Annotated in this window: 26 protein-coding genes and 1 pseudogene; 11 read left to right on the top strand and 16 right to left on the bottom strand. The window is 59.3% G+C overall.

Translation table 11 applies throughout. The annotated features are described in order from the left end of the window. The 3 genes and pseudogenes from K290_RS0126975 to K290_RS0126965 form a co-directional block, all read right to left on the bottom strand. Positions 1-641: pseudogene (locus tag K290_RS0126975) on the bottom strand (beta strand repeat-containing protein); the annotation flags it as partial. Between the two features lie 480 nt (positions 642-1121). Next, positions 1122-1364, bottom strand: coding sequence for a DUF982 domain-containing protein (locus tag K290_RS0126970; RefSeq protein ID WP_028754741.1), 243 nt, complete (start codon positions 1362-1364; stop codon positions 1122-1124). 115 nt (positions 1365-1479) lie between these two features. Further along, a complete protein-coding gene (locus K290_RS0126965; protein WP_028754740.1) occupies positions 1480-1740 on the bottom strand; it encodes a DUF982 domain-containing protein in 261 nt (86 codons plus the stop codon). A gap of 181 nt (positions 1741-1921) precedes the next feature. Here K290_RS0126965 and K290_RS0126960 point away from each other — a divergent pair, with 181 nt between their 5' ends. Together K290_RS0126960 and K290_RS0126955 are read left to right on the top strand one after the other, a co-directional pair. Continuing rightward, positions 1922-2617: a DNA-3-methyladenine glycosylase I gene (locus K290_RS0126960; RefSeq protein WP_028754739.1), complete on the top strand. Its 696-nt coding sequence runs from the start codon at positions 1922-1924 to the stop codon at positions 2615-2617. A 56-nt stretch (positions 2618-2673) separates the two neighbouring features. Further along, positions 2674-3705, top strand: a complete 1032-nt coding sequence (locus K290_RS0126955; protein ID WP_028754738.1) for a hydroxyacid dehydrogenase — start codon at positions 2674-2676, stop codon at positions 3703-3705. Positions 3706-3779: 74 nt separating this feature from the next. On the opposite strand, the gene K290_RS0126950 is transcribed toward K290_RS0126955, so the two are convergent. The 4 genes from K290_RS0126950 to K290_RS0126935 form a co-directional block, all read right to left on the bottom strand. Beyond that, positions 3780-4436 carry a methionine ABC transporter permease gene (locus tag K290_RS0126950; protein WP_028754737.1) on the bottom strand — a complete coding sequence of 219 codons (657 nt, stop codon included), beginning with the start codon at positions 4434-4436 and terminating at the stop codon, positions 3780-3782. After that, a complete protein-coding gene (locus K290_RS0126945; protein WP_028754736.1) occupies positions 4426-5511 on the bottom strand; it encodes a methionine ABC transporter ATP-binding protein in 1086 nt (361 codons plus the stop codon). The genes K290_RS0126950 and K290_RS0126945 overlap by 11 nt, the downstream gene beginning before the upstream one ends. Before the next feature lie 372 nt (positions 5512-5883). Continuing rightward, positions 5884-6732, bottom strand: a complete 849-nt coding sequence (locus tag K290_RS0126940) for a MetQ/NlpA family lipoprotein (protein WP_028754735.1) — start codon at positions 6730-6732, stop codon at positions 5884-5886. Positions 6733-6945: 213 nt separating this feature from the next. Continuing rightward, positions 6946-7437: a cupin domain-containing protein gene (locus tag K290_RS0126935; RefSeq protein WP_028754734.1), complete on the bottom strand. Its 492-nt coding sequence runs from the start codon at positions 7435-7437 to the stop codon at positions 6946-6948. 343 nt (positions 7438-7780) lie between these two features. Here K290_RS0126935 and K290_RS0126930 point away from each other — a divergent pair, with 343 nt between their 5' ends. Then, the gene (locus tag K290_RS0126930) at positions 7781-8170 is read left to right on the top strand and encodes a BRA0787 family protein (protein WP_028754733.1); all 390 of its coding nucleotides are present in this window, start codon (positions 7781-7783) and stop codon (positions 8168-8170) included. A gap of 62 nt (positions 8171-8232) precedes the next feature. Here K290_RS0126930 and K290_RS0126925 read toward each other — a convergent pair whose 3' ends face one another. Beyond that, on the bottom strand, positions 8233-8646 hold the full coding sequence (locus K290_RS0126925) for a carboxymuconolactone decarboxylase family protein (RefSeq protein ID WP_028754732.1): 414 nt from the start codon (positions 8644-8646) through the stop codon (positions 8233-8235). A 240-nt stretch (positions 8647-8886) separates the two neighbouring features. Between K290_RS0126925 and K290_RS0126915 the strand changes: the two genes are divergently transcribed. Together K290_RS0126915 and K290_RS0126910 are read left to right on the top strand one after the other, a co-directional pair. After that, positions 8887-10047: a CaiB/BaiF CoA transferase family protein gene (locus tag K290_RS0126915; protein ID WP_028754731.1), complete on the top strand. Its 1161-nt coding sequence runs from the start codon at positions 8887-8889 to the stop codon at positions 10045-10047. 42 nt (positions 10048-10089) lie between these two features. Next, positions 10090-11367, top strand: a complete 1278-nt coding sequence (locus K290_RS0126910; RefSeq protein ID WP_028754730.1) for an L-fuconate dehydratase — start codon at positions 10090-10092, stop codon at positions 11365-11367. Between the two features lie 98 nt (positions 11368-11465). Here the strand turns inward: K290_RS0126910 and K290_RS0126905 are convergent, their stop codons facing one another. After that, positions 11466-13010: a VOC family protein gene (locus tag K290_RS0126905; protein ID WP_028754729.1), complete on the bottom strand. Its 1545-nt coding sequence runs from the start codon at positions 13008-13010 to the stop codon at positions 11466-11468. Positions 13011-13154: 144 nt separating this feature from the next. Then, positions 13155-13382, bottom strand: a complete 228-nt coding sequence (locus tag K290_RS35080; protein WP_037136360.1) for a hypothetical protein — start codon at positions 13380-13382, stop codon at positions 13155-13157. Between the two features lie 511 nt (positions 13383-13893). On the opposite strand from K290_RS35080, the gene K290_RS0126895 reads away from it, so the two are divergent. Then, entirely contained in the window at positions 13894-14103 is a 210-nt protein-coding gene (locus tag K290_RS0126895) for a cold-shock protein (RefSeq protein WP_028754727.1), read from the top strand. Between the two features lie 107 nt (positions 14104-14210). On the opposite strand, the gene K290_RS0126890 is transcribed toward K290_RS0126895, so the two are convergent. After that, complete coding sequence (locus tag K290_RS0126890) at positions 14211-15665, bottom strand: MFS transporter (protein WP_028754726.1); 1455 nt, start codon at positions 15663-15665, stop codon at positions 14211-14213. A gap of 192 nt (positions 15666-15857) precedes the next feature. On the opposite strand from K290_RS0126890, the gene K290_RS37465 reads away from it, so the two are divergent. Continuing rightward, on the top strand, positions 15858-16010 hold the full coding sequence (locus K290_RS37465; protein ID WP_154668673.1) for a hypothetical protein: 153 nt from the start codon (positions 15858-15860) through the stop codon (positions 16008-16010). Between the two features lie 3 nt (positions 16011-16013). Here the strand turns inward: K290_RS37465 and ggt are convergent, their stop codons facing one another. Continuing rightward, on the bottom strand, positions 16014-17759 hold the full coding sequence (gene ggt / locus K290_RS0126880; RefSeq protein ID WP_028754725.1) for a gamma-glutamyltransferase: 1746 nt from the start codon (positions 17757-17759) through the stop codon (positions 16014-16016). A gap of 337 nt (positions 17760-18096) precedes the next feature. Between ggt and K290_RS0126870 the strand changes: the two genes are divergently transcribed. Further along, positions 18097-18291 (top strand): hypothetical protein, encoded by a 195-nt coding sequence (locus K290_RS0126870; RefSeq protein WP_245276685.1) that lies wholly within the window; start codon positions 18097-18099, stop codon positions 18289-18291. Positions 18292-18310: 19 nt separating this feature from the next. On the opposite strand, the gene K290_RS0126865 is transcribed toward K290_RS0126870, so the two are convergent. Next, entirely contained in the window at positions 18311-19576 is a 1266-nt protein-coding gene (locus tag K290_RS0126865) for a glycerate kinase type-2 family protein (protein ID WP_028754722.1), read from the bottom strand. 153 nt (positions 19577-19729) lie between these two features. Here K290_RS0126865 and K290_RS0126860 point away from each other — a divergent pair, with 153 nt between their 5' ends. Beyond that, a complete protein-coding gene (locus K290_RS0126860) occupies positions 19730-20158 on the top strand; it encodes an OsmC family protein (protein ID WP_028754721.1) in 429 nt (142 codons plus the stop codon). 1087 nt (positions 20159-21245) lie between these two features. Here K290_RS0126860 and K290_RS0126850 read toward each other — a convergent pair. From K290_RS0126850 to K290_RS0126840, 3 genes are all read right to left on the bottom strand, one after another. Beyond that, positions 21246-21797, bottom strand: a complete 552-nt coding sequence (locus tag K290_RS0126850) for a carboxymuconolactone decarboxylase family protein (RefSeq protein ID WP_028754719.1) — start codon at positions 21795-21797, stop codon at positions 21246-21248. Between the two features lie 13 nt (positions 21798-21810). Continuing rightward, the gene (locus tag K290_RS0126845) at positions 21811-23157 is read right to left on the bottom strand and encodes an LLM class flavin-dependent oxidoreductase (RefSeq protein WP_028754718.1); all 1347 of its coding nucleotides are present in this window, start codon (positions 23155-23157) and stop codon (positions 21811-21813) included. A 130-nt stretch (positions 23158-23287) separates the two neighbouring features. Beyond that, complete coding sequence (locus K290_RS0126840; protein ID WP_028754717.1) at positions 23288-24199, bottom strand: LysR family transcriptional regulator; 912 nt, start codon at positions 24197-24199, stop codon at positions 23288-23290. 125 nt (positions 24200-24324) lie between these two features. Between K290_RS0126840 and K290_RS0126835 the strand changes: the two genes are divergently transcribed. Both K290_RS0126835 and K290_RS0126830 read left to right on the top strand, forming a co-directional pair. Further along, positions 24325-25065 (top strand): SDR family oxidoreductase, encoded by a 741-nt coding sequence (locus K290_RS0126835; RefSeq protein ID WP_028754716.1) that lies wholly within the window; start codon positions 24325-24327, stop codon positions 25063-25065. Positions 25066-25239: 174 nt separating this feature from the next. Next, on the top strand, positions 25240-26451 hold the full coding sequence (locus K290_RS0126830) for an adenylate/guanylate cyclase domain-containing protein (protein ID WP_028754715.1): 1212 nt from the start codon (positions 25240-25242) through the stop codon (positions 26449-26451). Position 26452 lies beyond the last annotated feature (1 nt).

The raw sequence follows: 26452 nt of genomic DNA, 5'->3' as shown, positions 1-26452 counted from the left end.
GCGACCTTATCGGAGGTCAGGCCCGACAGAGCCGAGGTGGAGAGGGCGGCAATCTCGTCGGTGGAGAAGGTCGCGATGTCAGCCGTGGAGAGCGCGCTGACTTCAGAGGCCGTCAGGGCTGCGATCTGCGAGGAGCTCAGTGCGGCGGCCTGATCGGTGGAGAGAGCTGCGATCTGTGTGGACTTCAGGGCTGCGACCTGAGCGGTCTTCAGCACACCGATCTGATCGGTGGAGAGAACGGCAACATCGTCAGTGGAGAGAACTGCAATCTGCTTCGAGGTCAGAGCGGCAATCTGGCTGGTGCTCAGAGCCTTGGCCTGGTCGGTGGAGAGGCCCGCAACGTCCGCTGTGGTGAGCGCGGCGACCTGTTCGGTCGAAAGACCCCCGAGCTGGGTCGCGGAGAGAACCGCCAGCTGGTCCAGGTTCAAGCCGAGAATGGCGCTCGTCGATACAGCGCCGATCTGGTCTGTGGTGAAGGTGGAGATATCCTGCGTTTCAAACGCGGAAATCTGCGTCGAGCTCAGCGCCTTGATCTGAGTGGTGCTCAGTGCTGCCACGTCGGCCGTGGTTAGCTGCTTGATGGTTGTGGTGGAAAGAGCCTTAATCTGATTGATGCTCAGAGAAGAAATAACTGAAGTCATTGACGCGCCCCTAGTGTTAGCTGAATGCGAATATCACTCCTCTGCCGACGGCCGCGCGAGAAGACCAGCAAAGTCCCTTTACGGCGTCTTCAGACGCGCGTTTGCTGGCAGCGTTACCCGCTCAATCGGACACCAATACAGGCGTCGACAATTCGGGCGTCCTGTCGGAAGAGAATGAAGTTACACGGAACATGGCTCGGACGAGCCGGCGCGTTGGAAGGGCATCATGCTTCCAGAGCCATGAAATGGCCCTGATCCCTACGCCATTGGACGCCAACGTCTCGCCTGCAACTCCGGCTCGCCCAGATCTGTCGTTTACTCATGGGCGAATCGCGTTCTGAGGAGAACTCTCGCGACCCAAGTACGCTTTTATTCGTTTGCTTTTAATTTTGAATTAACGACCCGCAAACTCCACTTTTTCTTGGGAACAGATCCGGCGCAATACTTGCGCGGCTCGAAAAGGTGAATGTTTGTCCGGGATCATGCGCTGATGAGGGCATTCGCTTCGCGACAGGCGGCGACGAAAGCAATGCGGGTTTCGTTTGCGGTGGTATAGCCTTCAAAGCAATCGATGCAGGCGCGCAGGGCCGCCTCATAAGCGTTTCCGTGGCGTATCGGCCAATCCACGGTCAAGCAATCCGTGGCTTCGGCTGCCGTCCGGATGATACGGATATTTTTCGGCAGGCGTACGACGACAGGCTTTCTCCAAGCGGTTTGAAACATCGCGCTCCTCGTTTCGGCATTTCAAAACGGGATAGCGGCGGTTTCGTTCCAAGCATTGTTCCGGACAATGGCATGAGGGCACGGCGTGAAGGGAGAGTCAGGTAACGCAGTCGACTTATTCGGCCATTGTGGTTTCGATCGGCACGCCAGCTTCCCTGGCGGCGGCGACAAAGCTGCTGCGCGCTTCCAGCGGCTGCCTGATTCCACTTTCAACATCTGCGCAGACCTGCAGGGCCATCATGAAGGCCTTGCCTTCGGCAACCGGCCATGCGTTCAGCAGCATGTCCAATGCCTCTTTCGTGGTGCCAACGGTGTAGATTTTCCCCGTTCGCTTGCAGATGACCATCACCGGGAAATTCCAATGTCTATTGCTCATTGTACCAAGCTCCGACCCCACCTCCACGTTAACGCCGCGCCGGGCAAAGGTACAAGCAAAATCAGACAAGGTATCCGGCGCATCGGGGCACGCGATCATTGTCCGAAAGTACTCGCGTTATCTTGCGCAGCGGCACAAGATCGTAAAAGATTTTGGGCCGTCGTCCAAAGGGGAGGGACAGTTGGGCAGCTTTGCGGAAATTCTGGAGCGGGCGCAAAAGCGCAAGGGCGGAGCGGAAGCTCTGAAGGCACTCATGCCGAAGGCGCCCGATCACCATGCCTTGCGGGCCATGCCAGATGACAGGCTGCTGTCGGAAATGACGCGTTATGTCTTTTATGCCGGCTTCGTGCGCAATATCATCGATTCCAAGTGGCCGGGTTTCGAAGCGGCTTTCTCCGGTTTCGACCCGGCGTTCCTCAACCTCGCGCCCGATGATTACTGGCATGATCTTACCTCCGATGCGCGTGTCGTGCGCAACGGTGCCAAGATCATGTCGGTGCGGGCCAATGCCCATTTCATTCGCCAGCTCGCCGAGGAGCATGGCAGTGCCGGCCGGTTCTTTGCCGATTGGCCGGTGGAGGACCACATCGGACTGCTCGCCGTTCTCGACAAGCGCGCCAACCGGCTCGGCGGCATGAGCGGCCAATATTTCCTGCGCGCCATCGGCCGCGACAGTTTTGTCATGAGTCATGACGTGCTCGTCTGCCTGCGCCTCTCCGGCCTGCCGATCTCGGAGGCGAAGCCGACCAAGAAGGACCTGAAGCTGATCCAGGATCAGTTCAATGCCTGGGGCACTGAGACGGGCTTGCCGCAAACCTATCTGTCGCGCATCTGCGCCTTCTCTGTGGGCATGCCAAGCGAGAAAGAAGAGCTCTGATTGATTTGATCGGTCGAATGATATTGGATCGTCTATGAGAATAGGGAGAGACTTTCATGTCGACCGACAACAGACCTTTGGCTATCAGCGCGCCAGAGCCGCGCTCGCTTGAGCTTATCTTCAGCAAGGATGCGCTGTCGCTTCTCCATTCCAAATACCGAATCGTCGAGGCAGATCCCGGGAATATTGCCGCGCTTGGCGACGATGTGCTCGGCGAAGCCCGCTATATTATCGGTCAGCCGCCGCTTTCGAAGGACACGCTCGATCGCATGCCGCGCCTGCGCTGCATCCTGAATGTCGAAAGCAATCTCATCAACAACATGCCCTACGATGTCCTGTTCGAGCGGGGCATTCATGTCGTCACCACGGGACAGGTCTTCGCCGAGCCGGTGGCCGAAATAGGGCTCGGATTTGCGCTAAGCCTGGCGCGCGGCATCGTCGATGCCGATCTCGATTTTCGGGAGGGCAGGGAGCTTTGGGGCGGTGACGGCAATGCGAAGGCCCGGCTGATCTCGGGCAGCGATATCGGCATCGTCGGTTTCGGTGATCTCGGCAAGGCGTTGAACAGGGTGCTGTCGGGCTTTCGCGCGACGATCAGGGTTTTCGATCCCTGGATGCCGCCTTCGATCCTGAGGGAACATGGCGTCCAACCGGCTAGTCTCGACGAGGTGCTTTCGGGCAGCGATTTCGTTTTCGTCGTCGCCTCCGTCACCAGCGAAAACAAAGGTTTTCTTGGCGCCGAGGCTTTTACGCGCATGCGCAGGGGAGCGGCCTTCATCCTCCTTAGCCGCGCCGATGTCGTGGATTTCGAAGCATTGATGGCTGCGGTCGCCTCCGGCCATATCGTTGCGGCGAGCGATGTCTATCCGGAGGAGCCGCTTGGCAAGGATCATCCGGTGCGCGGCCTCAAAGGGTTCATCCGCTCGGCGCACCGCGCGGGTGCCCTCGACAGCGCTTTCAAAAAAATGGGCGACATGGTGCTGGAAGATATGGACCTGATGGATCGCGGCCTGCCGCCGATGCGCTGCAAGCGGGCGGAGCGCGAAACGGTGTCGCGGATGCGCTCGAAGCCGGTCACCAGGAACTGAAACCGTAGGTAATGCCGTGACGGCCAGGAACACCTGCTGTTCGAGGCGGACATCATCGGATTTGACCGAGCAGTTCAGCGATGATCGAGCTTGGCGACGAGGCGGTCGCCGAGCCATTGCATGCCGCAGACGAGGATAATCAGCACGATGACGACGGCGATCATGACGCCGGTCTCAAAGCGCTGGTAGCCGTAGCGGATGGCGAGATCGCCGAGGCCGCCGCCGCCGATCGTGCCGGCCATGGCGGACGCGCCGATCAGGGTCACCAGCGTCACGGTAAAACCCGCCACGATGCCGGGCAGGGCTTCCGGCACCAGCACTTCGCGGATGATGGTCCAGCGATTGCCGCCCATGGCACGCACGGCATCGATCAGGCCGCGATCGACTTCACGCAGCGAGACTTCGGCGATGCGGGCATAGTAGGGGATTGCCGCGATGGTGAGCGGTACGATGGCCGCGGTCGTCCCAAGCGCGGTGCCGACGATCAGCCGCGTCAGCGGAATCAATGCGATCAAGAGGATGATGAAGGGCACGGCGCGGAAGCCGTTGACCAGGGCCGCAAGGATACTGTTGACGGCGGGTTGTTCGGCGATGCCGTCGCGGCCGGTGATAACCAGGGCGAGGCCGAGCGGCAGGCCGATGACGAGCGAAATCAGACCGGATGCGCCGGTCATCCAGATCGTTTCCCAGAAGGAACGCCAGAGCAGGCCGAGGATGATGTCAGTTGTCATAACCTAAAACCTCCACCCGGCCGGACCGGGCCGTCAGAAAATCAGTCACCTTCGCCGGCAGCGTTGCGTCACGTGTCGGCACTGCGATGAAAAAGCGGGCGACAGGCTGGTTCTGAATATGATCGATGCCGCCATGCACCAGGCGGAAGGAATGCGGCAGCGCCGCCGAAAGCTCGGCGAAAAGCGCGCCTTGCGCGGCCGGGCCGGCGAGATCGACGTTCAGTATCGCTTCGACGCCCGACGTCCGGGACAGGCGCTCGGCGATATGTTGGGGAAGTTGCGGGCGGATGTTGCTGAGCAGGCTTGCGGTGATCTCGGTCTGCGGATTGGCGAAGATCTGCCAGACCGGGCCTTCCTCGACGATGCGGCCGGCATCGATAACGGCGACGCGGTCGGCGATCGAGCGCACCACCTCCATCTCATGGGTGATGAGCAGAATGGTGAGGCCGAGTTTGCGGTTGATATCCTTAAGCAGCGCCAGGATCGCTCGGGTTGTTTCGGGATCGAGGGCCGAGGTCGCTTCATCGGAAAGGAGAAGGGCGGGGCGGGCTGCCAGCGCCCGGGCGATGCCGACGCGCTGCTTCTGTCCACCTGACAAGGCAGAAGGATAGGCCTTCGCCTTGTCGGCAAGACCGACGAGTTCGAGCAGTTCGCGGGCACGGGCGAGCCGCTCCGCCTTGGCGACGCCTTCGATCTTCAGCGGAAGGGCGACATTGTCTTCGACCGTCTTTGCCGAAAGCAGATTGAAATGCTGGAAGATCATGCCGATCCGGCGGCGCAGAGGCTGCAGTTCGTTTTCCGACAGCCCGGCTATGTCGTGTCCCTCGATATGGATTTCGCCGCTATCGGCGCGCTCCAGTCCGTTCAGGCAGCGGATCAACGTCGATTTGCCGGCGCCGCTGCGGCCGATAATGCCGACGATCTCGCCGCGCCGAGCCGTCAGCGAGATACCGTCGAGCGCAGGGGTTGCGCCGAAGCGACGCCGGACGTCGACTAGGCGGACGATCTCATCGCTCTCTGACGTACCGGGCGGCGCATGTCCTTTGATGGCTGTGGCTCGGATGAAGGAATTCATGGTGATTCTCTTTGTAAAAAGCAGCTTTTAAGTTTGCCGAGCCCGCGATACCCCCTCTGTCACTGTCGTGACACCTCCCCCACAAGGGGGAGATCGTTGGGAATATGTTGCGCGTTCAGGCAAAACAATCAGCTAGGTATCAGCAGATGCGATGTTCGTTTTTGGCGATGGCTTGCCACGAGTTTCCGATCTCCCCCCTTGTCTTGTGGGGAGATGTCACGAAAGTGACAGAGGGGGGTCTGCACCACCCTCCGCGAATTCCATAACCAACCATAAGCTTCGTCGCGTCCTATCGGAAAACACCGAAGGCGACCCGAGCAGGAATGCCCCGGCCGCCTTGGCGCTCAGCGCTGCCCCGGCGCTGAATTGGTGTTAGTAGGCGCTGAGGCCCGTGCCCTTGTAGACCTTGTCGAACTCGGCCTTGACCGTATCATTCTGATAGGAGGCGACCAGCGTTTTCACCCATGCTTCGTTTTCGCTGCCCTGCTTGACTGCGATGAAGTTGCGATAGGGATTGCCGTCGATCGACTCCTGCGCAATGCGGTCCTTCGCCGAGAGCCCGCTTTTCAGTGCCCAGTCGGTGTTGACGACGGCGGCGTCGAGGTCGTCGATCGAGCGGCCAACAATGCCGGCATCGAGTTCCTTGATCTCGACATTCTTCGGGTTCTCGACGATGTCGGCGGTGGTAGCGAGAATGCCGGTGCCGTCCTTGAGCTTGATGACGCCCGCGTTCTGCAACACGCGCAGGGCGCGGCCTTCGTTGGACGGGTCGTTCGGCACGCCGATGACCGCACCCTTCGGCAAATCGGCAACGGTCTTGTATTTCTTGGTGTAGAGGCCGATCGGCCAGACGCCGGTATAGCCGACGCGGACGATATGGTAACCGTGCTGCTTGATCTGGTTGTCGAGATAAGGCTGGTGCTGGAAGGCGTTGGCGTCGACTTCGCCGCGCTCCAGGGCTTCGTTCGGCTGGGTATAGTCGTTGAACGCGACGGTCTCGATCTTCAGGCCCTTCTTGGCGGCTTCCGCGGTGACGACGCGCCAGACGTCTTCATCTTCGCCGCTCATGATACCGACCTTGATCGTCTTGTCGGCGGCAAAAGAGGGGGCGGCAGCTATCGTCAAGCCGAAGACGGCGACAGCGGAGGCGATGAGGGCTGCAAGGCCGGTCCGCCGCGAGAAGTGCCGCGTGTCCAGACCTTCAGAAGACTTTTTCGTCATGGGAAATCCTGTTCCGTGTGTTCGAGACGGCATTGTCTCGTTGACCGCATCGATCATCTCAAACGGTCGCGGACCACGCGAAGCAGGATCATTTGTTGTGCGCCGCACTTCTGAAAAACTCTTTTGAGCGCGCGGAGTGTAGTGAACTAATTTTCTATAGAGATAATCGATTTTCGCACGTCGGGAATTTCGAGTGCATCGAAATTGTGCAAATCAGCGATGGATCGGGTCTTTCCAGAGCACTTCTTCCGGCTTTTCCACCGGCTCGATGTCAAGATTGACGACGACAGGCTCCTGCCCGGAGCGGACGAGGACGCATTCCAGCGTTTCGTCGCGGCTGGCGTTGATCTCCTGATGCGGCACGAAGGGCGGCACGTAGATGAAGTCGCCGGGGCCGGCTTCGGCGACGAATTCCAGGTTCTCGCCCCAGCGCATCCGCGCCTTGCCTTTGACCACATAGATGATGCTTTCGAGATCGCCGTGATGATGCGCGCCGGTCTTGGCGTTGGCGTGGATCGTTACCGTGCCGGCCCAGATCTTCTCGGCGCCCGCGCGGGCATGATTGATGGCGGTGGCCCGGTTCATGCCCGGCGTCTGCGCCGTGTTTGGGTCGAGCGCATTGCCGGGAATGATCTTGACGCCATGTTCGCGCCAGTCAATCGGTTCGTGGTGCTCGCCGTGATCATGTCCATGATCGTTGCTCATGGCGGTCCTTTCGCTGCCGAAGAAGGGATTCGCGTCTCTTCCGGAGGTTGTTGTCTCATCAGCCTACGGCGAAACCATTCAAAAATATAGGGAATCACAGAAAGTTTCGAAAGAGGCTTTTCAAGTCGAGATTAATCGATAGACTTGATCAAGTTAATTGACCGGCGGGAACATTTCGTGTTCGTCCCGCGTTGCGCCGGTTCGCGAAAAAATGGTTTGCCGCGCCGTTCGATCATCTGCGTTCGGGGCGCGCCAGATTCAGAAGCAGCGCGTAGGCCTCTCTGCGAGAGACCGAATAGTTTTTCAAATTATGCGCCGGACTTCCACTTGAAAGGAGACAGACATGAGCAATGCCTTGCCGCCCCTTCATGAGGGTCATGCCCCCATTACTTTGCAACAGCTCTTCCGGGAAGCGCTCTATGCTTTTGAGGAATGGGACACAGAAGTCACTGAACCGATCGTGATGTTCGAAGGGAAGGTCGTTCCCGTGAGCACCGTTTTCGAAGCCATGCGTGAATGCACAGACATCGTCCCCAACAACATCGTCTCAGCCGTCACCGAACGGCTGACTAAGCCCTGGGAAGGCGAAGGCCCTCTCGATACGATGACCTTTTCGACCGCAGCCCGCGTGATGGGCGTTCTGGTCCGCAAACGTCTGCTGGTCGTCAATAACGGGGTCGATGTCGCCGCCGTTGTGGCGGAGACCCAGGCCGCGGAACAGTCAGACCGGTAAGAATAGCGCATGATTGATCCAGGAACCCGCCGGCTCATGCCGGCGGGTTTCTTTATTGGCTTTCAGCGGTGGCCGACATCGAATTCCGGATCGACGGGAATCTGCATCGCCGTCACCAGATGGTTCGTCTGTCCGGCAAGGCCGATGACGGCCAGCAATTCGCCATGCTGCGCATCGGTCATGCCTTTTGCCCTAGCCGCGGCAGTGTGGGAATGGACGCAGTAGGTGCAGCCGTTGGCGGTGGATACGGCGATGTAGATCATCTCGCGCACCAGCGGATCGAGCGCACCGTCCGCCATCATCACCGCCTTCAGCCCTTCCCAGGTGCGCTTCAAAAGCGCTGGATCATTGGCAAGGCCGCGCCAGAAATTATTGACGAAATCGGATTTTCTGACGGCGCGGATGTCATCGAAAACGGCCTTTACCGCCGGGATCGCCTCGACCTCCGTATCATCGAGCAATTTGATTGTCGTCATCTCAAATCTCCTTCCAACAATCCGAATGGATGCGAAAGCTATAGTCCATTTTCACCGGATATTCGCCGAGGATCGCCTGACCACGGCACCTCTTTTCGTTTGCAAAAATCATCCATATGTGAAAAGACTATTCACATAAGAAAAGTTAGGCGCGGAACCCGGGGTATAGGGCAGACAGAAAAACTGCCGAAGCGGAGATGCGCTAACTGCCGGATCGATGCGAGGAAAGCGGAAATACTCATGGTGGTGGAGAAGGAATTGCCGCTGGCCGGCCTGGTGGTCGTGGACATGAGCCAGTTCCTGTCCGGACCCTATTGCACCCTCAGACTGATGGATCTCGGCGCCCGGGTCATCAAGATCGAGCGGCCGGAGGGCGGCGATCTTTCGCGGCGGCTTTATCTCAGCGACAGCGAGAGTGGCGATTCGACCATTTTCCACGCGATCAATCGTTCGAAGGAAAGCCTTGCGATCGATTTGAAGAGCGCACGCGACATGCAGGCTCTGCGTAAGCTGATCTCCAAGGCTGATGTTCTGGTGCAGAATTTCCGGCCGGGCGTGATCGAGCGGCTGGGATTGGGTTATGAGGCCGCGCAGCAGATCAATCCGCGCCTCGTCTATTGCTCGATCAGCGGCTATGGCGAGGAGGGTCCCTGGGTGTCGCGTCCGGGGCAGGATCTGTTGGCGCAATCGCGCTCCGGCGTCATGTGGCTGAACGGCGACGAGGGGCAGGGGCCGGTGCCGTTCGGCCTCGCGATCGGCGATATGCTAGCGGGTGCGGCGGCGGCTCAGGGCATTCTGGCGGCGCTGGTGCGCCGCGGCGTCACCGGCAAAGGCGGGCTGGTGGAAACGAGCCTGCTGGAGGCGCTGGTCGATCTGCAGGTTGAGGTGCTGACCGTCCATATGAACAACGGCAACAAGCTGCCCCAGCGTGCCGGATTCCGAAGTGCCCATGCCTATCTCTCCGCTCCCTACGGCGTCTATCCCGCCACCGACGGCTATCTCGCCATTGCCATGACGCCGATTTCGAAACTTGCCGATCTGCTCGGCATGGAGGAACTCGCGCCCTATCGCGACGATCCGAAAAGCTGGTTTACGGCGCGCGACGAGATCAAGGCGTTGATCTCGGCCCATATCGCCACACGCACCGTGGAGGAATGGCTGGCAATATTGGAGCCGGCCGATATCTGGTGCGCCAAGGTGCTGAACTGGGCGGAATTGTTGCAGAGCGCGGGATTTGGCGTGCTCGACATGCTGCAGACGGTCGGCCGCGATGATGACGTCTCCGTTCGTACCACACGCTCGCCGGTCCGCATCGACGGGCAGCGGCCAAAATTCGAACGTGCAGCCCCGCATGTCGGCGAGCATAATGCGGCGATCTGGGAAGAGTTCGACCTCGGGTGAGTGTCGGAGAGATCGCCCGACAGAATTAGAAGGAGTTTTCCCATGACCCGCATCACCAACCTCCGCGTATTCGACCTGCGCTTCCCGACTTCGCAGAGCCTCGACGGCTCGGACGCGATGAACCCAGATCCGGATTATTCAGCCGCCTACGTCATCCTGGAAACCAACAAGCCGGGCCTCGAAGGTCACGGCCTGACCTTTACCATCGGTCGCGGCAATGACATTTGCTGCATGGCGATCGAGGCGATGCGCCATCTGATCGTCGGCACCGAGCTTTCCAGCGTGCTTGAAAATCCGGGGAAACATTGGCGGCATCTGACCAGCGACAGCCAACTCCGCTGGATCGGCCCGGAGAAGGGCGCGATGCATCTCGCCACCGGTGCCGTCGTCAACGCTGTCTGGGACCTGCTCGCCAAGGAAGCCGGCAAACCGGTTTGGCGGCTTGTGGCGGAGATGGATGCGGAGCGCATCGCCGATATCGTCGATTACCGCTACATGACCGACGTTTTGACCCGCGACGAAGCCATTGCCATTCTGAAAAAGGCTGAAACCGGCAAGGCGGAGCGCATCGCCACACTCGAGCGCGAAGGCTATGCCTGCTACACGACCTCCGCCGGGTGGCTTGGCTATGATGATGCAAAGCTGCGTCGCCTGTGCCAGGAGGCGATCGATGCCGGCTTCGACCATGTGAAGATGAAGGTCGGCCGCGATCTGGAAGACGATATTCGCCGTCTTACCATCGCCCGCGAGGTAATTGGCCCCGATCGTTATCTGATGATCGATGCCAACCAGGTCTGGGAAGTCAGCCAGGCCATCGATTGGGTTCAGAAGCTTGCCTTCGCGAGACCATTCTTCATCGAGGAGCCGACCAGCCCGGATGATGTTGCCGGCCATCGCAAGATCCGCCAGGCGATCGGCCCGGTAAAGGTCGCAACCGGGGAGATGTGCCACAACCGTGTCATGTTCAAGCAGTTCATCGCCGAAGGTGCGATCGACATCGTGCAGATCGATTCCTGCCGCATGGGAGGGCTGAACGAAGTGTTGTCGGTACTGCTCGTTGCCGCGAAATACGGTCTGCCCGTCTGGCCGCATGCCGGCGGCGTCGGTCTTTGCGAATATGTGCAGCACCTGTCGATGATTGACTATATCGCCGTATCAGGCACCAAAGACGGCCGCGTGATCGAATATGTCGACCACCTGCACGAACATTTCGTCGATCCCTGCGTGATCCGCGACGCCGCCTATATGCCGCCGAACCTGCCGGGCTTTTCGATCGAGATGAAGCCGGAATCGATTGCGCAATATACGTTCAAGGGCTGATCCTTCGTCTCTTAAGAATGAGATACAAAGGTCCGCGCGTGTGATGATCGCGAAAAGCCCGTTGCAACAATACCTTCTCCCCGCTGGGAGAAGGTGTTTTACCTCAGCCACGTCTGAATGGCCGGCACGTCGGCATCGTCAAGCTCGTGACCGGCGGAAACAGTCTCAAGCTCGACCTTTGCGCCGCCGTTCCGCAGGCGTTCGGCAAGGGGCTGGGCGTATGGGCCGTACATATCTTTCTCACCTGCGATAACGAGCACATCAGCGTCCGACACGTCTGCTGGCGGCGGATCGGTGAGCGCGGCCATGGATCGCAGAAGGACAGCGCGGCGGATGAGATGCGGGTGCAGCGACAGCATGGCGTTCAGCAGATTGGCGCCGTTCGAATAGCCGATATAGACGATGCGATCCGGATCGAGCCCGTAGGCATGGATCGCGCCATTGATGAAGGCGGCAAAGGCCTCGGCCTCGCTTGCAATATCGGCCTGATCGAAGATCATGGGGCCATTGCGGCGAAACCAGCGCGGCGCGCCTTCCTCAAGCGCACGGCCGCGCACCGTGAGCAATGTCGCATTGGCGTCGATCTTATGGGCGATCGGCAGCATCGTCGTTTCGTTGGCGCCGGAGCCATGCAGCAGAATGAAGATACTGCCATTCGGCTGTTCGGGCGTAAAGAACCGATGGACGAAGGGCAGATCGCGATAGATGACGCGCGGTTCGCCGGGCATCGAGAACTGCGGCAGGATCACATTCAGTTCGGCCAAAAGCGCCGGACTGTCACCGGGGGCGAAGAGGCGCGTGCCGAGCGTTGCCTCGTCCTCGTCGACCAGCATGCCCGGCGCATCCGTCGCAAGTTCGAACAGGATGCGGCCGGGCTCGCGGACATAGAGCGAGCGGAAATATTTGCGGTCATGCATCGCCGTCGGCCACGAGTTGATCGCTTGCAGCGCGGTGCGAACCGATTGCAATTCGGAATCGTCAGTGGCGCGAAAGGCGACATGATCGACCGTACCGGTCCCAGGCACGCTTGCCCAGAAACCGCGTGCATCGCGGATGTCGAGGATATCGCCAGGCTCCGAGACGAGCCGGCTGATCGCTCCGCTGGTTGCCAGCGGCCGGTAGTCGAAGTGACCGACCAGGATTGCTTGCGTCTCCTCCGGCGTCTCGCTGAAAAGCGTTGCGCCGCGGATGCGGGCAATGGCGTGCTCCTGTGGGATGGAATCGCTCGCCCATGGAGTCGTCGCCTGCAGGGCATTGGTTCCGACCAATTTGACGATGATGCCATCCGGGTCCTTCAGCCGCAGAACCGGTTCGCCGAATTCCTCGGAAGGGCCTTCCGGCTTCAGTCCGGCGCTCAAGGCGCGCGTCAGCCAGAAACCGATGCTCATCGGGTCGATAGCAAGCGAGATTTCGCCGATCTGGCCGACGCCTGGACGACCGGGAGAACCGTCCTCCCAGACAAGAAAGGTCACCAGCGAGCCCGGGGATCCGGCTGCATCGCCATAGAAGAGATGCAACTGTGTGGCGTCTTCAAAGCCGCCGGTGCGTTTGACCAGCCGCAGGCCGAGAAAGCCGGCGTAGAAATCGACATTCGCCTGCACCTTGCGGGTGATGAGCGTGATGTGGTGAATGCCGGCGACCATGATGATGCTCCAGGATGAATTGCGCAGTCGGCCGCTATTTAGGGCCGGAGCCACCGCCAATTCAATGCGCTATCCATGGAGGCTGTGTTCACAGAACGCGCGACGTCAGGCTCTGAACTGCGCCACGGATGGAGCAAACCTTGTCTATTTGGACGCCTTGGCCGTCTTTCGTTTGGGCTTTGTCTTCGGCTCCGGTGGCGGCTGCAGAGCCTCTTTCTCAAGACGCAGCTCCCGCAAGCGCGCCGTTTTGCGTTCGCGGTTCATCTGTTCGCTGGCGAGAATTTCCTTAACGGTGGAGTCGGCCTCGCCGGACTTGACCGGTGATGCCTGTTTCTTGGGTCCGAACAGATTGTTTTTGTTAGGCGGCGCCATCTTGGCCTCCATGGTTGGGCTCGGCATTAGCGTTCTTGTGGATTTCGAGCGGGTAAGCATCCGCGCCCACAAGGAGGGAAGTTCCACCCTGCATCGGGTAGCATTCGTATTGCCAGAGGTAAATCTACCTCTTTCCAGGAAATAAGGCGGAGTTGGCGCAATGAAAGCGCAAACATAAAAAGAAAAGTGCCGCTGACTCCCACATCGGGCGGCGCAAAACACTCGGAAACAGCCACGAAAAGACTATTCGAAATTGATCGTCGGCAAATAATAGTTTTGGGTCGCGCGGGCCGATTTATGCGAAGCATCTAGTCATTTTCGGCATTTCTCATGTTTCTCCTTGTGGCGCGTTCAACCATCCGTTATAAGCCATTGCATCGATATTGGTGAATGAACTTTGCCTCGACGCACTCTGCGCGACATTGACGAACTTCCCTCTCAAAATCGGTCTACTGCACCCGGGCGGTTGCCTGGATGCGATCTTTATACGAGTGATTGAAAGGTCATTGTTATGAGCACAGGTACTGTAAAGTGGTTCAATGCTGCCAAGGGTTTTGGTTTCATTCAACCTGATGATGGCGCGACGGATGTCTTCGTGCATATTTCCGCGGTTGAACGCGCTGGAATGAGCACCCTTCGCGACGGCCAGAAGATTTCCTACGAGCTTGTCAAGGACAAGCGTTCGGGCAAGATGTCGGCTGACCAGCTCGCATCCATGTAAAGCATTTGCTTCCGGTCTTTGACCACGGATATACTGGCATAGGCCGTTGAGGCGATGAAGGAAGAGGTCGGGTTAGCCCGGCCTTTTTTGTGTTTTGCTCGAGGAATTCAGTGTTCCCCGAGTGCGTCCTCGGGCGATTTCTTGCGATGGCCGCTGATCTCCGAGCCGGCGGTGCGCGAAAAGCTGGCGTTCCAGATTACCGCAAGCAGCGCAATGGCCGTAACGACGATGAAGGCGACCGAGAAGTCGATCATTTCTGCCTTCGCATAGCCGCGGAACTGCATCGAGCCGTGCAGGGCAAGCGCGGCGACGCAGATGCCAAGCGAGAGCATCAACTGCTGGAAGGTCGAATAAAAGCTGGTCGCGATGCTCATCCGGTCACGTTCGATCTCGTCATAAGCGATCGTGTTGTAGGCCGTGAATTGGAACGACATGAAGAAGCCGCAGAAGAACAGGATCACGAAGATGACAGGCAACGGCCAATCCGGCTGGAAGATGGCGCACATTCCGTAACCGAGCGTGCCAATCAGACCGAAGATGATGAGGGCGGTACGGAAGCCGAGGGTCCGAAGGATACGGATCTGCAGGGGCTTCATGGCCATGGAGCCGAGCGCGGTCGCAATGGCGATCTGGCCGGCCGTAGCGGCCGAAAGTCCGAAGCCGAGCTGCAGCATCAGCGGGATAAGGAAGGGGTGGGCGCCCTGACTGATGCGCGTCAGTGAGCCGGCGATGACCGAGGTGCGGAAAGTCGGCACCTTCATCAGCGAGAAATCCATGATCGGCGAGGGATGCTTGCGGGCATGCCGCAGATAGGCGATGCCGAACAGCAGGCCGGTGGAAATCAGGAAGACGGCCATATAGCCCTCGCCTTCGCGGCTCGACATTTCGAAGCCGAAGAGCAGAGAGCCGAGCGAGATGCCGGATAGGACGAAGCCGGAAAGGTCGAAGCGGCCATTGCGTGGGCCTTTCACCTCTTCGATGAACATCGACACCAGCACGAAGCCGATAATGCCGATCGGCACGTTGATGTAGAAAATCCAGCGCCAGTCGAGATAGGTCACGAACATGCCGCCGACCGGCGGGCCGAGAATAGGGCCGACAAGCGCCGGGATCAGCAGCCAGGACATGGCGTTGACCATGTCCTTGCGGGCGACGCTGCGCATCAGCACCAAACGGCCGACGGGTAGCATCATCGCGCCGCCGAGGCCCTGAAGGAGACGCGCTACCACGAGGAAGAACAGGTTCGGTGCCTGTGCGCACAGAAGCGAGCCGACAACGAAAACCGCGATGGCGTATCGGAAGACCGTGCGCGATCCGAAGCGGTCCGCGATGGCGCCGCTTGCCGGAATGAAGATCGCGAGGCTGAGAAGGTATGACGTCAGCGAGATACTCATCGCCGGCGCGCTGACGCCGAAATCTCTTGCCATGGTCGGCAGCGCGGTGGCGAGCACGGTCGCGTCAAGCTGCTCCATGAACATGGCGCTTGCTACGATAAGCGCGACTACACGAAAATTAGGCGCGGCCCGCCGGGTTGGGGCGGCCTGGAAAATCTGGTCCGACATTGTCGGGGATCGCTCTCGATGGCGCGGTGGGGTCCAAAGACAGAACCGCAAGTCTGGTGACGGCGCAAAGGCCGATTGGAACGGCCCCCGATATACTCCCGCTCACGCGGGATGACTATATCCGAATTTGCAAATCTTATTGATCGAAATGGAAAAAACGACGCGGGCGGGCAGGAATGTCACAGCCGATGAATGCCAGATGAACAGAGGCCGGAACCGCGCACCGAGGTGATTGAAAGCGCCAGTTCCGGCCGGATCGACTTCGAACCGGCTGGCGTCAATGAGCACGTCATTGCCGCCGCGCCTTATGAGACCGTCCTCGCTGGACTCGCGAAGATTGCCTGAAGATCAGTATCCCTCGGCAAGACCGGAGCCGGCACGGCTGTCCATCGCGCCGTTGTAACGGGCTCCGCCACCTTTTGCGATGTCGCCGAGACTCTTGCCGCCGACGAGAATGCCGGCGGCCTGACCCCAGACCGGCCAATCGCCGCCCACCTGGACATTGTAGCCCATGCCGGACAGCAGTTTGATCGTGTCGGGAGACAGCGTGTAGGGCTCTGTGTAGACCTTATCTGGCAGCCATTGATGATGGACACGTGGTGCGTCGATCGCCTGCTGGATATCCATGCCGAAATCGATGACGTTGACGATCGCTTCGAGCGTGATGGTAATGATGCGCGCGCCGCCGGGGCTGCCGATCACCATGAAGGGTTTGCCGTCCTTGGCGACGATCGTAGGGCTCATCGAGGAAAGCGGCGTCTTCTTCGGCTGGATGGCATTGGCTTCGCCCTGCACTAGACCGTAGAGATTGGGTACGCCGGGCTTGGAGGTGAAATCGTCCATTTCGTTGTTGAGCAGGATGCCGGTGTCAGGCGCCACCACGCCGGCACCGAAGGAGCCATTCAGTGTGTAGGTGACGGCAACCGCATTGCCGTCATTGTCGATGATCGAATAATGCGTAGTCTCGGTGCTCTCGCCGAGGCCCTTCGGCATCAGATCCTTGGAGACGCCGGCGCGATAGGGATCGATGCTGTCGCGGATTTTCTTCGCATAGTCCTTGTCCAGCAGCTTGCTGACGGGATTGTTGACGAAATCGGGGTCGCCCAGCGCGGAGTTACGATCGACATAGGCGTGGCGCATGGCCTCGACCATGAGATGCACTGTCTCGGCCGAGCCGTACCCGGTATAGGGAAGCGGATAGCCTTCCAGCACATTGAGAATCTCGCAGATGATCACGCCGCCGGAAGAGGGCGGCGGCGAGGAGATGATCTCATAGCCGCGGTAATTGCATTTCACCGGGTCGAGTTCGCGGACCTTATATTGCTCGAAATCCTCCTTCGCCAGGATGCCGCTTTTGTCGTGGCTGGCCTTGACGATCGCATCGGCGGCCGGCCCCTTGTAGAAGCCGTCAGGACCTTGTTCCGAAATACTCGACAGGACTGCGGCGAGATCTGGCTGGATCAGCCTATCGCCGCTGGAGAAGGGGGCGCCGTTCGGCTTCGTGAAGATCGCCGCCGTCGCCGGATCGCGCGACAGCCATTTCTTGCCCTCATTCAATTCGGCCGCGTCGGCCTGGTTCAGCGTGAAGCCCTCCTTGGCATAGCGGATCGCCGGCGCCATCAGTTCCTGTCGGGTTTTGGTGCCGTATTTCTCGCGGGCGGTCTCGAAGCCCATGACGGAGCCCGGCACGCCGACGGCAAGATAGCCATCCGTGCTCGCGCCTTTGACGACATTGCCTTTGTCGTCGAGATACATGGTCTTGGTCGAGGCAAGCGGTGCGCGCTCGCGAAAATCGAGGAAGGCGGTCTTGCCGTCCTTCGTTCGGATGGTCATGAAACCACCGCCGCCGATATTGCCGGCGGTCGGATAGACCACAGCCAAGGCGTAGCCGACCGCAACCGCGGCATCCACGGCGTTGCCGCCGCTCTTCAGCACGTCGACGCCGACATCCGTCGCTAGATGCTGGGCAGTCACCACCATTCCATGCTCGGCTTCGACCGGCTGTGGTGCTGCGGCTTGAACGGTGGTGATGGAAAAGAGCCCAAAGGCGAAGATGGTCGCTGAGGATATTGCCCGCAGACGGAAATGACGCATGATGATCCCTCCCAAAATCAGGCCTTTAGGTAAGGCAGCCTAGCGTTGTGTCTAGTGCTGAAGAATGATTTCTGCTGCTGAATTTTGTCGGCGGTTGCTGGGAGCGGCGTGCCCGGAACCTGGATCAGAAAGAAAGACACCACCCTTTCAAGATCGACAAGGTCGTCGTCCCGGTCGAGTAGGATTAATTCCAGCGTATTAAATGGAATCGCCCAATCGATCTTTCGTATTAGCATCCATTAAAATGTCGGGGATAAATGTCTGCTCGCACTCGCAATATTTCTTTCATCAGAGCAGTCTACTTTAGGTAAGGGACTTGTTGAGGCGGGAGTATCGCATGGGGGTATTGATGGCCGTTACCAAGCTTGAGCAGTGGAAAAACGAGCGCAACAACAAACCTAAGGCGTTCGTCATTGCCCAAAAGACGCATGTTGTCGAAATCGAGTGCATGCATTGCCATCGCCACTTCTTCCGGTGGTCCTCGACAGCACCGGCCTATTGGCGCTGCGAGGATTGTTCCGTCTATCAGTGATATGTTCTGGTCTTGACGATCAAAGGATCAGGATCGCCCGAAAATCATTGACGTTGGTGCCGGTCGGACCGGGGACGAAGAGGTCACCGATCGCGTTGAATGCCGACCAGGCGTCGTTGTTTCTCAGCATCTCGGCGGGCACCAACCCGGTCTTGCGCAGCCGCGTCACTGTGCTTGCGTCGGCAAAGGCGCCGGCATTGTCTTCGCTGCCGTCGATGCCATCGGTATCGGCAGCCATGGCGCAAATGCCGGTGTGACCGTCGACATCGATCGCCAGCGATAGCAGGAATTCGGAGTTTCGTCCGCCCTTACCCTTGCCCGTCAGCGTCACGGTCGTCTCACCGCCTGACAGCAAGACAATCGGCTTGGAAAAGGGCCGGTCGCGATGAAGGATCTCGCGGGCGAGGGCGGCATGCATGTGGGCCGCCTCGCGCGCTTCGCCTTCGATCGCATCGGACAGGATCGCCGCCTCGATGCCGGCTTCGCGCGCGGCTTTGGCCGCAGCCTCGAGCGAGACGCCGGCCGATGCGATGACATGAACTTCATTGCGGGCAAAGCGCGCATCATCTGGCCTCGGCGCATCGGCTTCCTGCCTTTCGATATGCGCAAGTACGGCGGCGGGCAGCTCGATGCGGTAGAGACGGATGAGGTCGAGCGCTTCGGCGCGGGTGCCGGCGCCGGGCACGGTCGGCCCGGAGGCGACAAGCGCCGGATCGTCGCCCGGAATGTCGGAAACGACCAGCGACACGGCCTTTGCCGGATAGGCCGCAGCGGCGAGGCGGCCGCCCTTGATGGTCGAGAGATGTTTGCGAATGACGTTCATCGCCGAAATCGGCGCGCCGGAGGCAAGCAGCGCCTTGTTGACGGCGATCTCGTCGGCAAGGGTAAGGTTGCCCGCCGGTGAGGGCAGTAGCGCCGAGCCACCGCCGGAGATCAGCGCGATCACCAGGTCATCTTCGGTCAACCCCTCGACTAGCTTCAACAGCCGTCCGGAGGCGACGAGGCCTGCCTCGTCCGGGACAGGGTGGGCGGCTTCGATGATTTCGATATGCTGGCAGGGGGCGGCGAAGCCATAACGCGTCACCACCAGCCCTTCCAGCGGACCATCCCAGCATTGCTCCAGGGCGGCTGCCATCTGCGCCGATCCCTTGCCGGCGCCGATGACGACCGTCCGCCCTTTCGGCTTTGCCGGCAGATGGGCGCGAATGCCCGTCATAGGGTCGGCGGCGCGGACGGCTGCATTGAAGAGTGAGGTGAGGAAGGCGCGGGGATCGGAAACGGTCATGTCGAAATCTGCCTGTTTGCGATGAGCTTATAGGCATTTGGTGGCTCAACTGGCGCGAACACGCAAGGGCAAGTCACGCCGGATTGTGTCGCGTGAGGGGAATCCCTATGTTTTAACGAGCAGCTTCAATGATTTTTTCTGGGGGATTTCGAGATGGCCGAATTGAAGGTGAAGACGAGACAGACGGGCGCGACAGCGACGCTCGGCCGCACCGGCCTGCCGCATGTGACGTCGGTGACGGGCGGCGAGATCGATATCGTCACTTCCCCGTCGCATCCGGGCTTCAATCCGCTCGACCTGCTTTATTCCTCGCTGTCCGCCTGCCTCGTTCTCAGCGCCCGCATGGCGGCAAGCAGCCTTGGCGTGTTGGACAAACTGACGGAGGTGAGCGCGATGGTGACCGGCGAAAAGGCGGCGGAAGGGCTGTCGCGCGTCGAAAAGTTCAACATCGCCTTCACCATCAAGGGCGATTTCGGCGACGAGATCCGCAACGCCATCGCACATGCCGCCGAGGACGAGATCTGTACCGTCAGCAACACGATCCGGGGGAACCCGAAGTTCGAGACGGTGATTTCGGGGTGAGATTGGATTGAGCAGCGAAAGCCCCTCATCCGCCCTGTCGGGCAGATCGATGATACAGTTTATCGCTCTCTTAGCAACGAAAACGGGAATTTTCGCAGGAACTCAACGAAAGTGGTCAATCCCAAAGAGCGTTTTTTACTATTTAACTGTAATTTTAACGAGATCAGACGCCTTTTGAACCTCAACTAGTTTGTTTTACGGCTCTAAGAAATAGTAATATCGTTCTGTGGCGAGCAACGAAAGCCATTTGTCTGAACTATATTTCGTCTCATTAAATTGATATACTATTGGATGAGCCAGATCAGCGTCAGAAATCTTGTTATCCATGGCGAAGCGCGCTGCATAATAAGCAGTCTGCGTCCAACTTACTCCAGCGATAATGAGCGCGACCGAGAGGAAGCTTAACCGAAACGGGACGACATAGGTAGTAACGAGAAGGAAGATGGGGATTGTCATCGCGAACCCGAATCCGCTGACTATTTGAAACATATAAGGAAAGGTGAGAATTGGTAGTCCCGACATATATCGGATGATAGTAAGGGCGCTACTTACCAATATCGAAAGTAGAAGGAGGGCCGCCGTTAGATACAACGAGAATTTTTTCGTTCGATCAACTTTATCCGAAATGACATTATAAAAGTTAAACATAAATTGGCCGACCACAAATACAAGAAACGGGGATGCTCCGTAGCTAATGTAGTCAGATACCGTGAAGTGGTCGACGACACGGATATCTTCCATCCATAGGATTGTTCTTATCCATATGTATCCACTTACGAGGGTTACAATGGAGAGCCACCCGCAAAACTCAATAATATGAGATAGTCGAACCTCTGGTATATTATTATCGGTCCTGGTAATGTCCGACATGCTCTCTCTCGTGTTGGTTCTTCGTTACTCTGCGGCTCTTTATAAGAAATACTAATTGTATCTGCTGATTGCAAAATAAATGATGCAAGATATTTTGCGGGCCGTGCAGGCGTATCTCGGCCTAAGGGTTAGCATTCGCTGGTGGCTAACGCGCGATAGTGGAGGCGGCGTTGGCCAATCTTATTGGCATTTCTCCAGTCAAGCCTTTTGCAACGCGTTATTCTGATTTCTTCCCTAAAAACTCAAATCCCTCCAGATAAGGCGCAAGCTCGGGATCGATATCCACTTTGACCACATTGTTGTAGACCGCCGTCGCAATCATGATGCCGGCGAGAGCGACGAGATTGGCGAGCGTTGGTTCGTCATAGCGTGCCTTCAACCGGTCCCACAGTTCCTCCGGCACGGCGTTGGAATCCCGGACGATGGCCTTGCCGAACTCGATCAACAATGCCTCGTCTTCCGCGGGTACCAGGGTTTCCGGCGTCAGGCCGGCATTGATCAGCGCCCGGCGGAAGAAGCCGATCGGGATGATCGAGCGGCTTTCCAGCGAAATGGCGTGACAGAAAAGCCAGACGGCGCGGTCATCCAGCGCCGGGCGCAGTTCTTCGCGCGGCGTGAACCATTCGGCATAGATGCGGTGTGCTACCGGTGAATGCAGCAGAGTCCGCTTCATGTTGGTCATGCGGCCGCGCAGTTGCACTTCGCGATCGTGTTCGGCGCGGACGGCTTCGGAGGCGGTGTCGTAGTCGATCGGCGTGATATGGCTCATCGGCTGTCGCCTCTCATTGCGCCGCTTCGGAAGTCGGGGTGAAGAAGCGGTTTGCCGGGCGCGGCAGGCCGAGATGGTCGCGCAATGTCGTGCCCTCGTATTCGCGGCGGAAGATGCCGCGGCGCTGCAGTTCCGGAACAACGCGCGTGGTCACGTCCAGCAAGCCCTGCGGCAGGAAGGGGAAGACGACGTTGAAGCCGTCGGAGCCTTCCTCGCGCAGCCATTGCTCCATCTCATCGGCGATCGTCTGCGGTGTGCCGACGAAGGCGAGGCCGGCATAGCCGCCAAGGCGTTGAGCAAGCTGGCGGACGGTCAGCTTCTCTTCCACCGCCAATGCGATAACGCGCTCCCTGCCGCTCTTGCTGGCATTGGTTTCCGGAATCTCAGGCAACGGGCCGTCCGGGTCGAAGCCCGAGGCATCGTGGCCCAAGGCGATCGACAGGGAAGCGATGGCGCTTTCGTAATGGACGAGGCTATCGAGCTTGGCCCGCTTGGCCTTCGCCTCCTCGACGGTATCGCCGACGACGATGAAGGCGGCGGGAAGGATCTTCAAATGATCGGGGTTGCGGCCGATCGCCTTCATCCGTGCCTTGATGTCGGCGAAGATCGCCTTGCCGTCGGCGAGATTGCGAGGGGCGGCGAAGACCGCTTCGGCGGTTTCAGCGGCGAGCTGGCGTCCGGCATCCGACTGCCCGGCCTGGACGATCACCGGCCAACCCTGCGGCGGGCGGGCGATGTTGAGCGGCCCGCGAACGCTCAGCTCCTCGCCCTTGTGGGCAAGCACATGCATCTTTTCCGGATCGAAGAAGATGCCGCTTTCGGCGTCGCGGAGGAAAGCGTCGTCGGCGAAGCTATCCCAGAGGCCGGTGACGACATCGTAGAATTCGCGGGCGCGATGATAGCGTTCGCCGTGCTCCATATGCTCTTCCTGGCCGAAATTCAGTGCTGCGTCCGGATTGGATGTCGTGACGATATTCCAACCGGCGCGGCCGCCACTGATATGGTCGAGAGAAGCGAAACGGCGGGCGATGTGATAGGGCTGGTCGAAGGTGGTGGATGCCGTGGCGACGAGGCCGATCCTTTCAGTGACGGCGGCAAGTGCCGACAGCAGCGTGAAGGGCTCGAAGGACGTCACGGTATGGCTGCGCTTCAGCGCTTCGACGGGCATGTTCAGCACGGCGAGATGATCGGCCATGAAGAAGGCATCGAATTTTGCCTGTTCCAGCGCCTGCGCAAAACTCTTGATGTGCGCGAAGTTGAAATTCGCGTCCGGATAGGCGCCGGGATAGCGCCACGCGCCGGTATGCAGGCTGACGGGGCGCATAAAAGCCCCAAGCTTCAGTTGCTTCTGTTCAGTCATGGGTCCATCCCTCTCGAACATCACGGGTTCATGGCGGCATGTGCCGGCGAGAATATCCTCTTCGACGTAGGAGCCTTATCTGCGCATTCAAAGAGCCGATTTCATTTATTTGATCGGTTCGATGGAATATTCATCCAGCGCCGCTATCCACCTCGGTCTGCCGCGCAAAAACCTTGACGAGCCAGTCGATGAAGACGCGCACGCGCGGGGAAAGCTGGCGGCTGCGAGGGTATAGCATCGAGACGGGTGTCTTGGTCGGTGGAAAGTCCTTGAGGACGTGAACCAGCTCGCCGGATCTCAGAGCGTATTCGGCGTGATAGCGCGGCACCTGGATCAGGCCGAGGCCAAGCTTGGCCGCTGAAAAATAGCTTTCGGCGGCGTTGACCGAGATTGTCGTGTGAAGCGTGATATTGCGCGCTGCGCCATCGACGATGAATTCCAGCGGCAGCAATCCGCCCGTCGCCGACGAGCGGAAGCCGACCATGCGGTGATTGTCGAGGGCTTCCGGATGCAGGGGCATGCCGAAGCGTTCGATATAGGCAGGCGCCGCCAGCGTAATCTCTTCCAGCATGGCGACGCGGCGGGCGATCATGTCGCTGTCCTGTGGTGTGCCGACCCGCAGCACGCAATCGATGCCTTCGCGAATGAGGTCAACGAGGCGGTCGCCCTCCGTCATGTAAAGCTCGATCTCCGGATAGGTCTCGAGGAAAGACGGCAGGTTCGGGAGAACGAAATGCCGGGCCAATGTTCCATGCACATCGACGCGCAGCAGGCCTCTCGGCTTGGCGCCGGCAAAGGCACCCTCGGCGTCCTCTATGTCTGATAGAATGCGCAGGCAACGCTGGTAGTAGGCCTCGCCATCCAAGGTCGGGCTGACATGCCGCGTCGTTCGCTGCAGCAGGCGAACGCCGAGGCGCGCCTCCAATTGTTTGACGGCATCCGTCACCGTGGAGCGCGGCAGGCCGGCATCTTCGGCTGCCAGCGTGAAGCTGCGCCGCTCCACGACGCGGGAAAATACCCGCATGGCATCGAATCTGTCCATTTTTCTTTGTTCGGTATTTTCGGATAGTGATGCCAAATAATGGATGGTTATCCGCCATTTGAAAAGAGGCATCTTTCTCTCATCGAAACGAAGCCACGGCGCAATCACAGGGAAGGATGAAGACAATGGCCAATAATTCCAACAGGGTAGCGATCGTTACCGGCGCGTCCCGCGGTATCGGCGCGGCGATTGCGGAGCGTCTCGCAAAGGACGGTTTCACCGTCCTCGTCAACTACTCCGGCAGCGAAGCCGCTGCCGAGGAGCTTGCCCGCAAGATCGAAGACAAGGGCGGCAAGGCGCTGACTGCGAAGGCGGATGTTTCCGATGCCGAAGCCGTGCGCCGGATGTTCGACGCGGCCGAAGCCGCCTTTGGCGGTGTCGACGTGCTGGTCAACAATGCCGGCATTATGCAGCTCGCCAAGATCGCCGATGCCGATGGCGCCCATTTCGACCGGCACATCGCCGTCAATCTGAAGGGTACGTTCAATGCACTGCGCGAAGCCGGCAAGCGCCTGCGCGACGGCGGCCGGATCATCAACTTCTCGACCAGCGTCGTCGGGCTCAAGCTCGAGACCTACGGTGTGTACGCTGCAACCAAGGCCGCCGTCGAAACGCTGACCGGCATTATGGCCAAGGAAATGCGCGGCCGTTCGATCACGGTCAACGCTGTCGCACCCGGCCCGACGGCGACTGACCTCTTCCTCAACGGCAAGAGTGACGAGTTGATCGATCGCATGGCCAAGATGAACCCGCTCGAGCGCTTGGGCACGCCGGAGGACATCGCCGCTGCCGTCTCCTTCCTCGCCGGCCCGGACGGCGGCTGGATCAACGGCCAGACACTGCGCGCCAACGGCGGCATGATCTGAGCCTTCCGAAGTGGCGGCGGGGCGAGCCCCGTCGCTACCTGCGCGTCAAATCGCCGCTTCTGTCCCGTAGGAACGGAGATCATTTGTTTTTGGGTGGACTATTTTGCGTTGTGCGCCATTCCAAGCCTGCCTATTTGGTATTAAAGCGAATTCTTTCTGGGTCGGGAGATATCCATGAACGACAAGGACATTGGCGAAATCGCCTCCTGGCTCATGCAGGGCGGCCTCAAAGGCATGGGGGAAGCCGACATCCTGGCAGGGTTCTGCGAGGCATGCCGAGTGCGCGGGTTGAACGTCGATCGCGCCATGGCGCTCATGGATACGCTGCATCCGGTCTATGAGGGGCGTGCCTTCCGCTGGGACGGCAACCAAGTCGTCGAACGCGAGTTCGAATACGGTCCGACGCAGCAGGGGATCGCCGCCGAGAACTGGCTGCGTTCCTCCTTCTATCATTTGCTGACGACAGGCGGGGACGAGGTGCGTCGTCGCATCGGCTTCGGCGATCCGATCGATTTCTTCGGGCTCGATACGTTGAAGGCCGATGGTCACACCGATTACCTCGCCATGGTGCATCGCTTCGAGGAAGGGGGCACCATCGGCGAGATGGATTGTTTCTATTCTCATTTCGCGACCACCGGCGGAGCGGGTTTTCCCGACGAGGACCTGCGCGTGCTGCGGAAGCTTACTCCGGCATTGGCATTGGCAATCAAATGCACCGCCATGGGACGCATCGCCCGCACCATCGCCGAGGTCTATCTGGGCGAGGATGCCGCCCGGCATGTTCTCGAAGGCAAGATCACGCGCGGTAAGGCCGAGCGCATTTCGGCGGCGCTATGGTTCTCTGACCTGGCCAATTACACCCGCATTTCGGACACGGCGGAGCCCGATGAAATCATTCCGATGCTGAATGCTTATGCCGACGCAGTGATTTCCTCGATCCACGAGGCCGGCGGCAATGTGCTGAAGCTGATTGGTGACGGTACGCTGGCGATCTTCAAGGCTCGGAATTCCGCCGATGCATGCGCCGCAGCGCTGATGGCGGAATCGTTGTTGCGTCAAAGGCTGCGCGACCTCAACTCCCAGCGGCAGATCGAGGGCAGGCCGGTGACGGACGTCTATCTCGGCCTGCATATCGGCGATGTCTTCTATGGCAATATTGGCAGCATGGACCGGCTGGATTTCACGGTCATCGGCCCGGCCGTCAACGAGGTCAGCCGCATTGCCTCAATGTGCCGTTCGGCCGACCGCAATATCCTGATGTCATCGAATTTCGTCGAAGCCCTTTCGAGCCACAAAAGCAACGACCTTGTCTCCGTCGGCCGCTACGCGCTGCGCGGCGTCAACCGGCCGCAGGAACTGTTCACGCTGCTGTCCTCGGCTGCTTGAC

The sequence above is a fragment of the Rhizobium leucaenae USDA 9039 genome (genome assembly GCF_000426285.1).
Lineage (GTDB): Bacteria > Pseudomonadota > Alphaproteobacteria > Rhizobiales > Rhizobiaceae > Rhizobium > Rhizobium leucaenae.
The sequence above is the reverse complement of the archived record's forward strand: the minus strand, read 5'-3'. Positions and strand labels throughout refer to the sequence as shown.

Excerpts from the sequence above, each read along its gene's own strand:
- K290_RS0126970 (WP_028754741.1), bottom strand. The coding sequence starts at position 1,364 with ATGTTTCAAACCGCTTGGAGAAAGCCTGTCGTCGTACGCCTGCCGAAA.
- K290_RS0126965 (WP_028754740.1), bottom strand. The coding sequence starts at position 1,740 with ATGAGCAATAGACATTGGAATTTCCCGGTGATGGTCATCTGCAAGCGA.
- K290_RS0126955 (WP_028754738.1), top strand. The coding sequence starts at position 2,674 with ATGTCGACCGACAACAGACCTTTGGCTATCAGCGCGCCAGAGCCGCGC.
- K290_RS0126950 (WP_028754737.1), bottom strand. The coding sequence starts at position 4,436 with ATGACAACTGACATCATCCTCGGCCTGCTCTGGCGTTCCTTCTGGGAA.
- K290_RS0126945 (WP_028754736.1), bottom strand. The coding sequence starts at position 5,511 with ATGAATTCCTTCATCCGAGCCACAGCCATCAAAGGACATGCGCCGCCC.
- K290_RS0126940 (WP_028754735.1), bottom strand. The coding sequence starts at position 6,732 with ATGACGAAAAAGTCTTCTGAAGGTCTGGACACGCGGCACTTCTCGCGG.
- K290_RS0126935 (WP_028754734.1), bottom strand. The coding sequence starts at position 7,437 with ATGAGCAACGATCATGGACATGATCACGGCGAGCACCACGAACCGATT.
- K290_RS0126930 (WP_028754733.1), top strand. The coding sequence starts at position 7,781 with ATGAGCAATGCCTTGCCGCCCCTTCATGAGGGTCATGCCCCCATTACT.
- K290_RS0126925 (WP_028754732.1), bottom strand. The coding sequence starts at position 8,646 with ATGACGACAATCAAATTGCTCGATGATACGGAGGTCGAGGCGATCCCG.
- K290_RS0126915 (WP_028754731.1), top strand. The coding sequence starts at position 8,887 with ATGGTGGTGGAGAAGGAATTGCCGCTGGCCGGCCTGGTGGTCGTGGAC.
- K290_RS0126910 (WP_028754730.1), top strand. The coding sequence starts at position 10,090 with ATGACCCGCATCACCAACCTCCGCGTATTCGACCTGCGCTTCCCGACT.
- K290_RS0126905 (WP_028754729.1), bottom strand. The coding sequence starts at position 13,010 with ATGGTCGCCGGCATTCACCACATCACGCTCATCACCCGCAAGGTGCAG.
- K290_RS35080 (WP_037136360.1), bottom strand. The coding sequence starts at position 13,382 with ATGGCGCCGCCTAACAAAAACAATCTGTTCGGACCCAAGAAACAGGCA.
- K290_RS0126895 (WP_028754727.1), top strand. The coding sequence starts at position 13,894 with ATGAGCACAGGTACTGTAAAGTGGTTCAATGCTGCCAAGGGTTTTGGT.
- K290_RS0126890 (WP_028754726.1), bottom strand. The coding sequence starts at position 15,665 with ATGTCGGACCAGATTTTCCAGGCCGCCCCAACCCGGCGGGCCGCGCCT.
- K290_RS37465 (WP_154668673.1), top strand. The coding sequence starts at position 15,858 with ATGCCAGATGAACAGAGGCCGGAACCGCGCACCGAGGTGATTGAAAGC.
- ggt (WP_028754725.1), bottom strand. The coding sequence starts at position 17,759 with ATGCGTCATTTCCGTCTGCGGGCAATATCCTCAGCGACCATCTTCGCC.
- K290_RS0126870 (WP_245276685.1), top strand. The coding sequence starts at position 18,097 with ATGGGGGTATTGATGGCCGTTACCAAGCTTGAGCAGTGGAAAAACGAG.
- K290_RS0126865 (WP_028754722.1), bottom strand. The coding sequence starts at position 19,576 with ATGACCGTTTCCGATCCCCGCGCCTTCCTCACCTCACTCTTCAATGCA.
- K290_RS0126860 (WP_028754721.1), top strand. The coding sequence starts at position 19,730 with ATGGCCGAATTGAAGGTGAAGACGAGACAGACGGGCGCGACAGCGACG.
- K290_RS0126850 (WP_028754719.1), bottom strand. The coding sequence starts at position 21,797 with ATGAGCCATATCACGCCGATCGACTACGACACCGCCTCCGAAGCCGTC.
- K290_RS0126845 (WP_028754718.1), bottom strand. The coding sequence starts at position 23,157 with ATGACTGAACAGAAGCAACTGAAGCTTGGGGCTTTTATGCGCCCCGTC.
- K290_RS0126840 (WP_028754717.1), bottom strand. The coding sequence starts at position 24,199 with ATGGACAGATTCGATGCCATGCGGGTATTTTCCCGCGTCGTGGAGCGG.
- K290_RS0126835 (WP_028754716.1), top strand. The coding sequence starts at position 24,325 with ATGGCCAATAATTCCAACAGGGTAGCGATCGTTACCGGCGCGTCCCGC.
- K290_RS0126830 (WP_028754715.1), top strand. The coding sequence starts at position 25,240 with ATGAACGACAAGGACATTGGCGAAATCGCCTCCTGGCTCATGCAGGGC.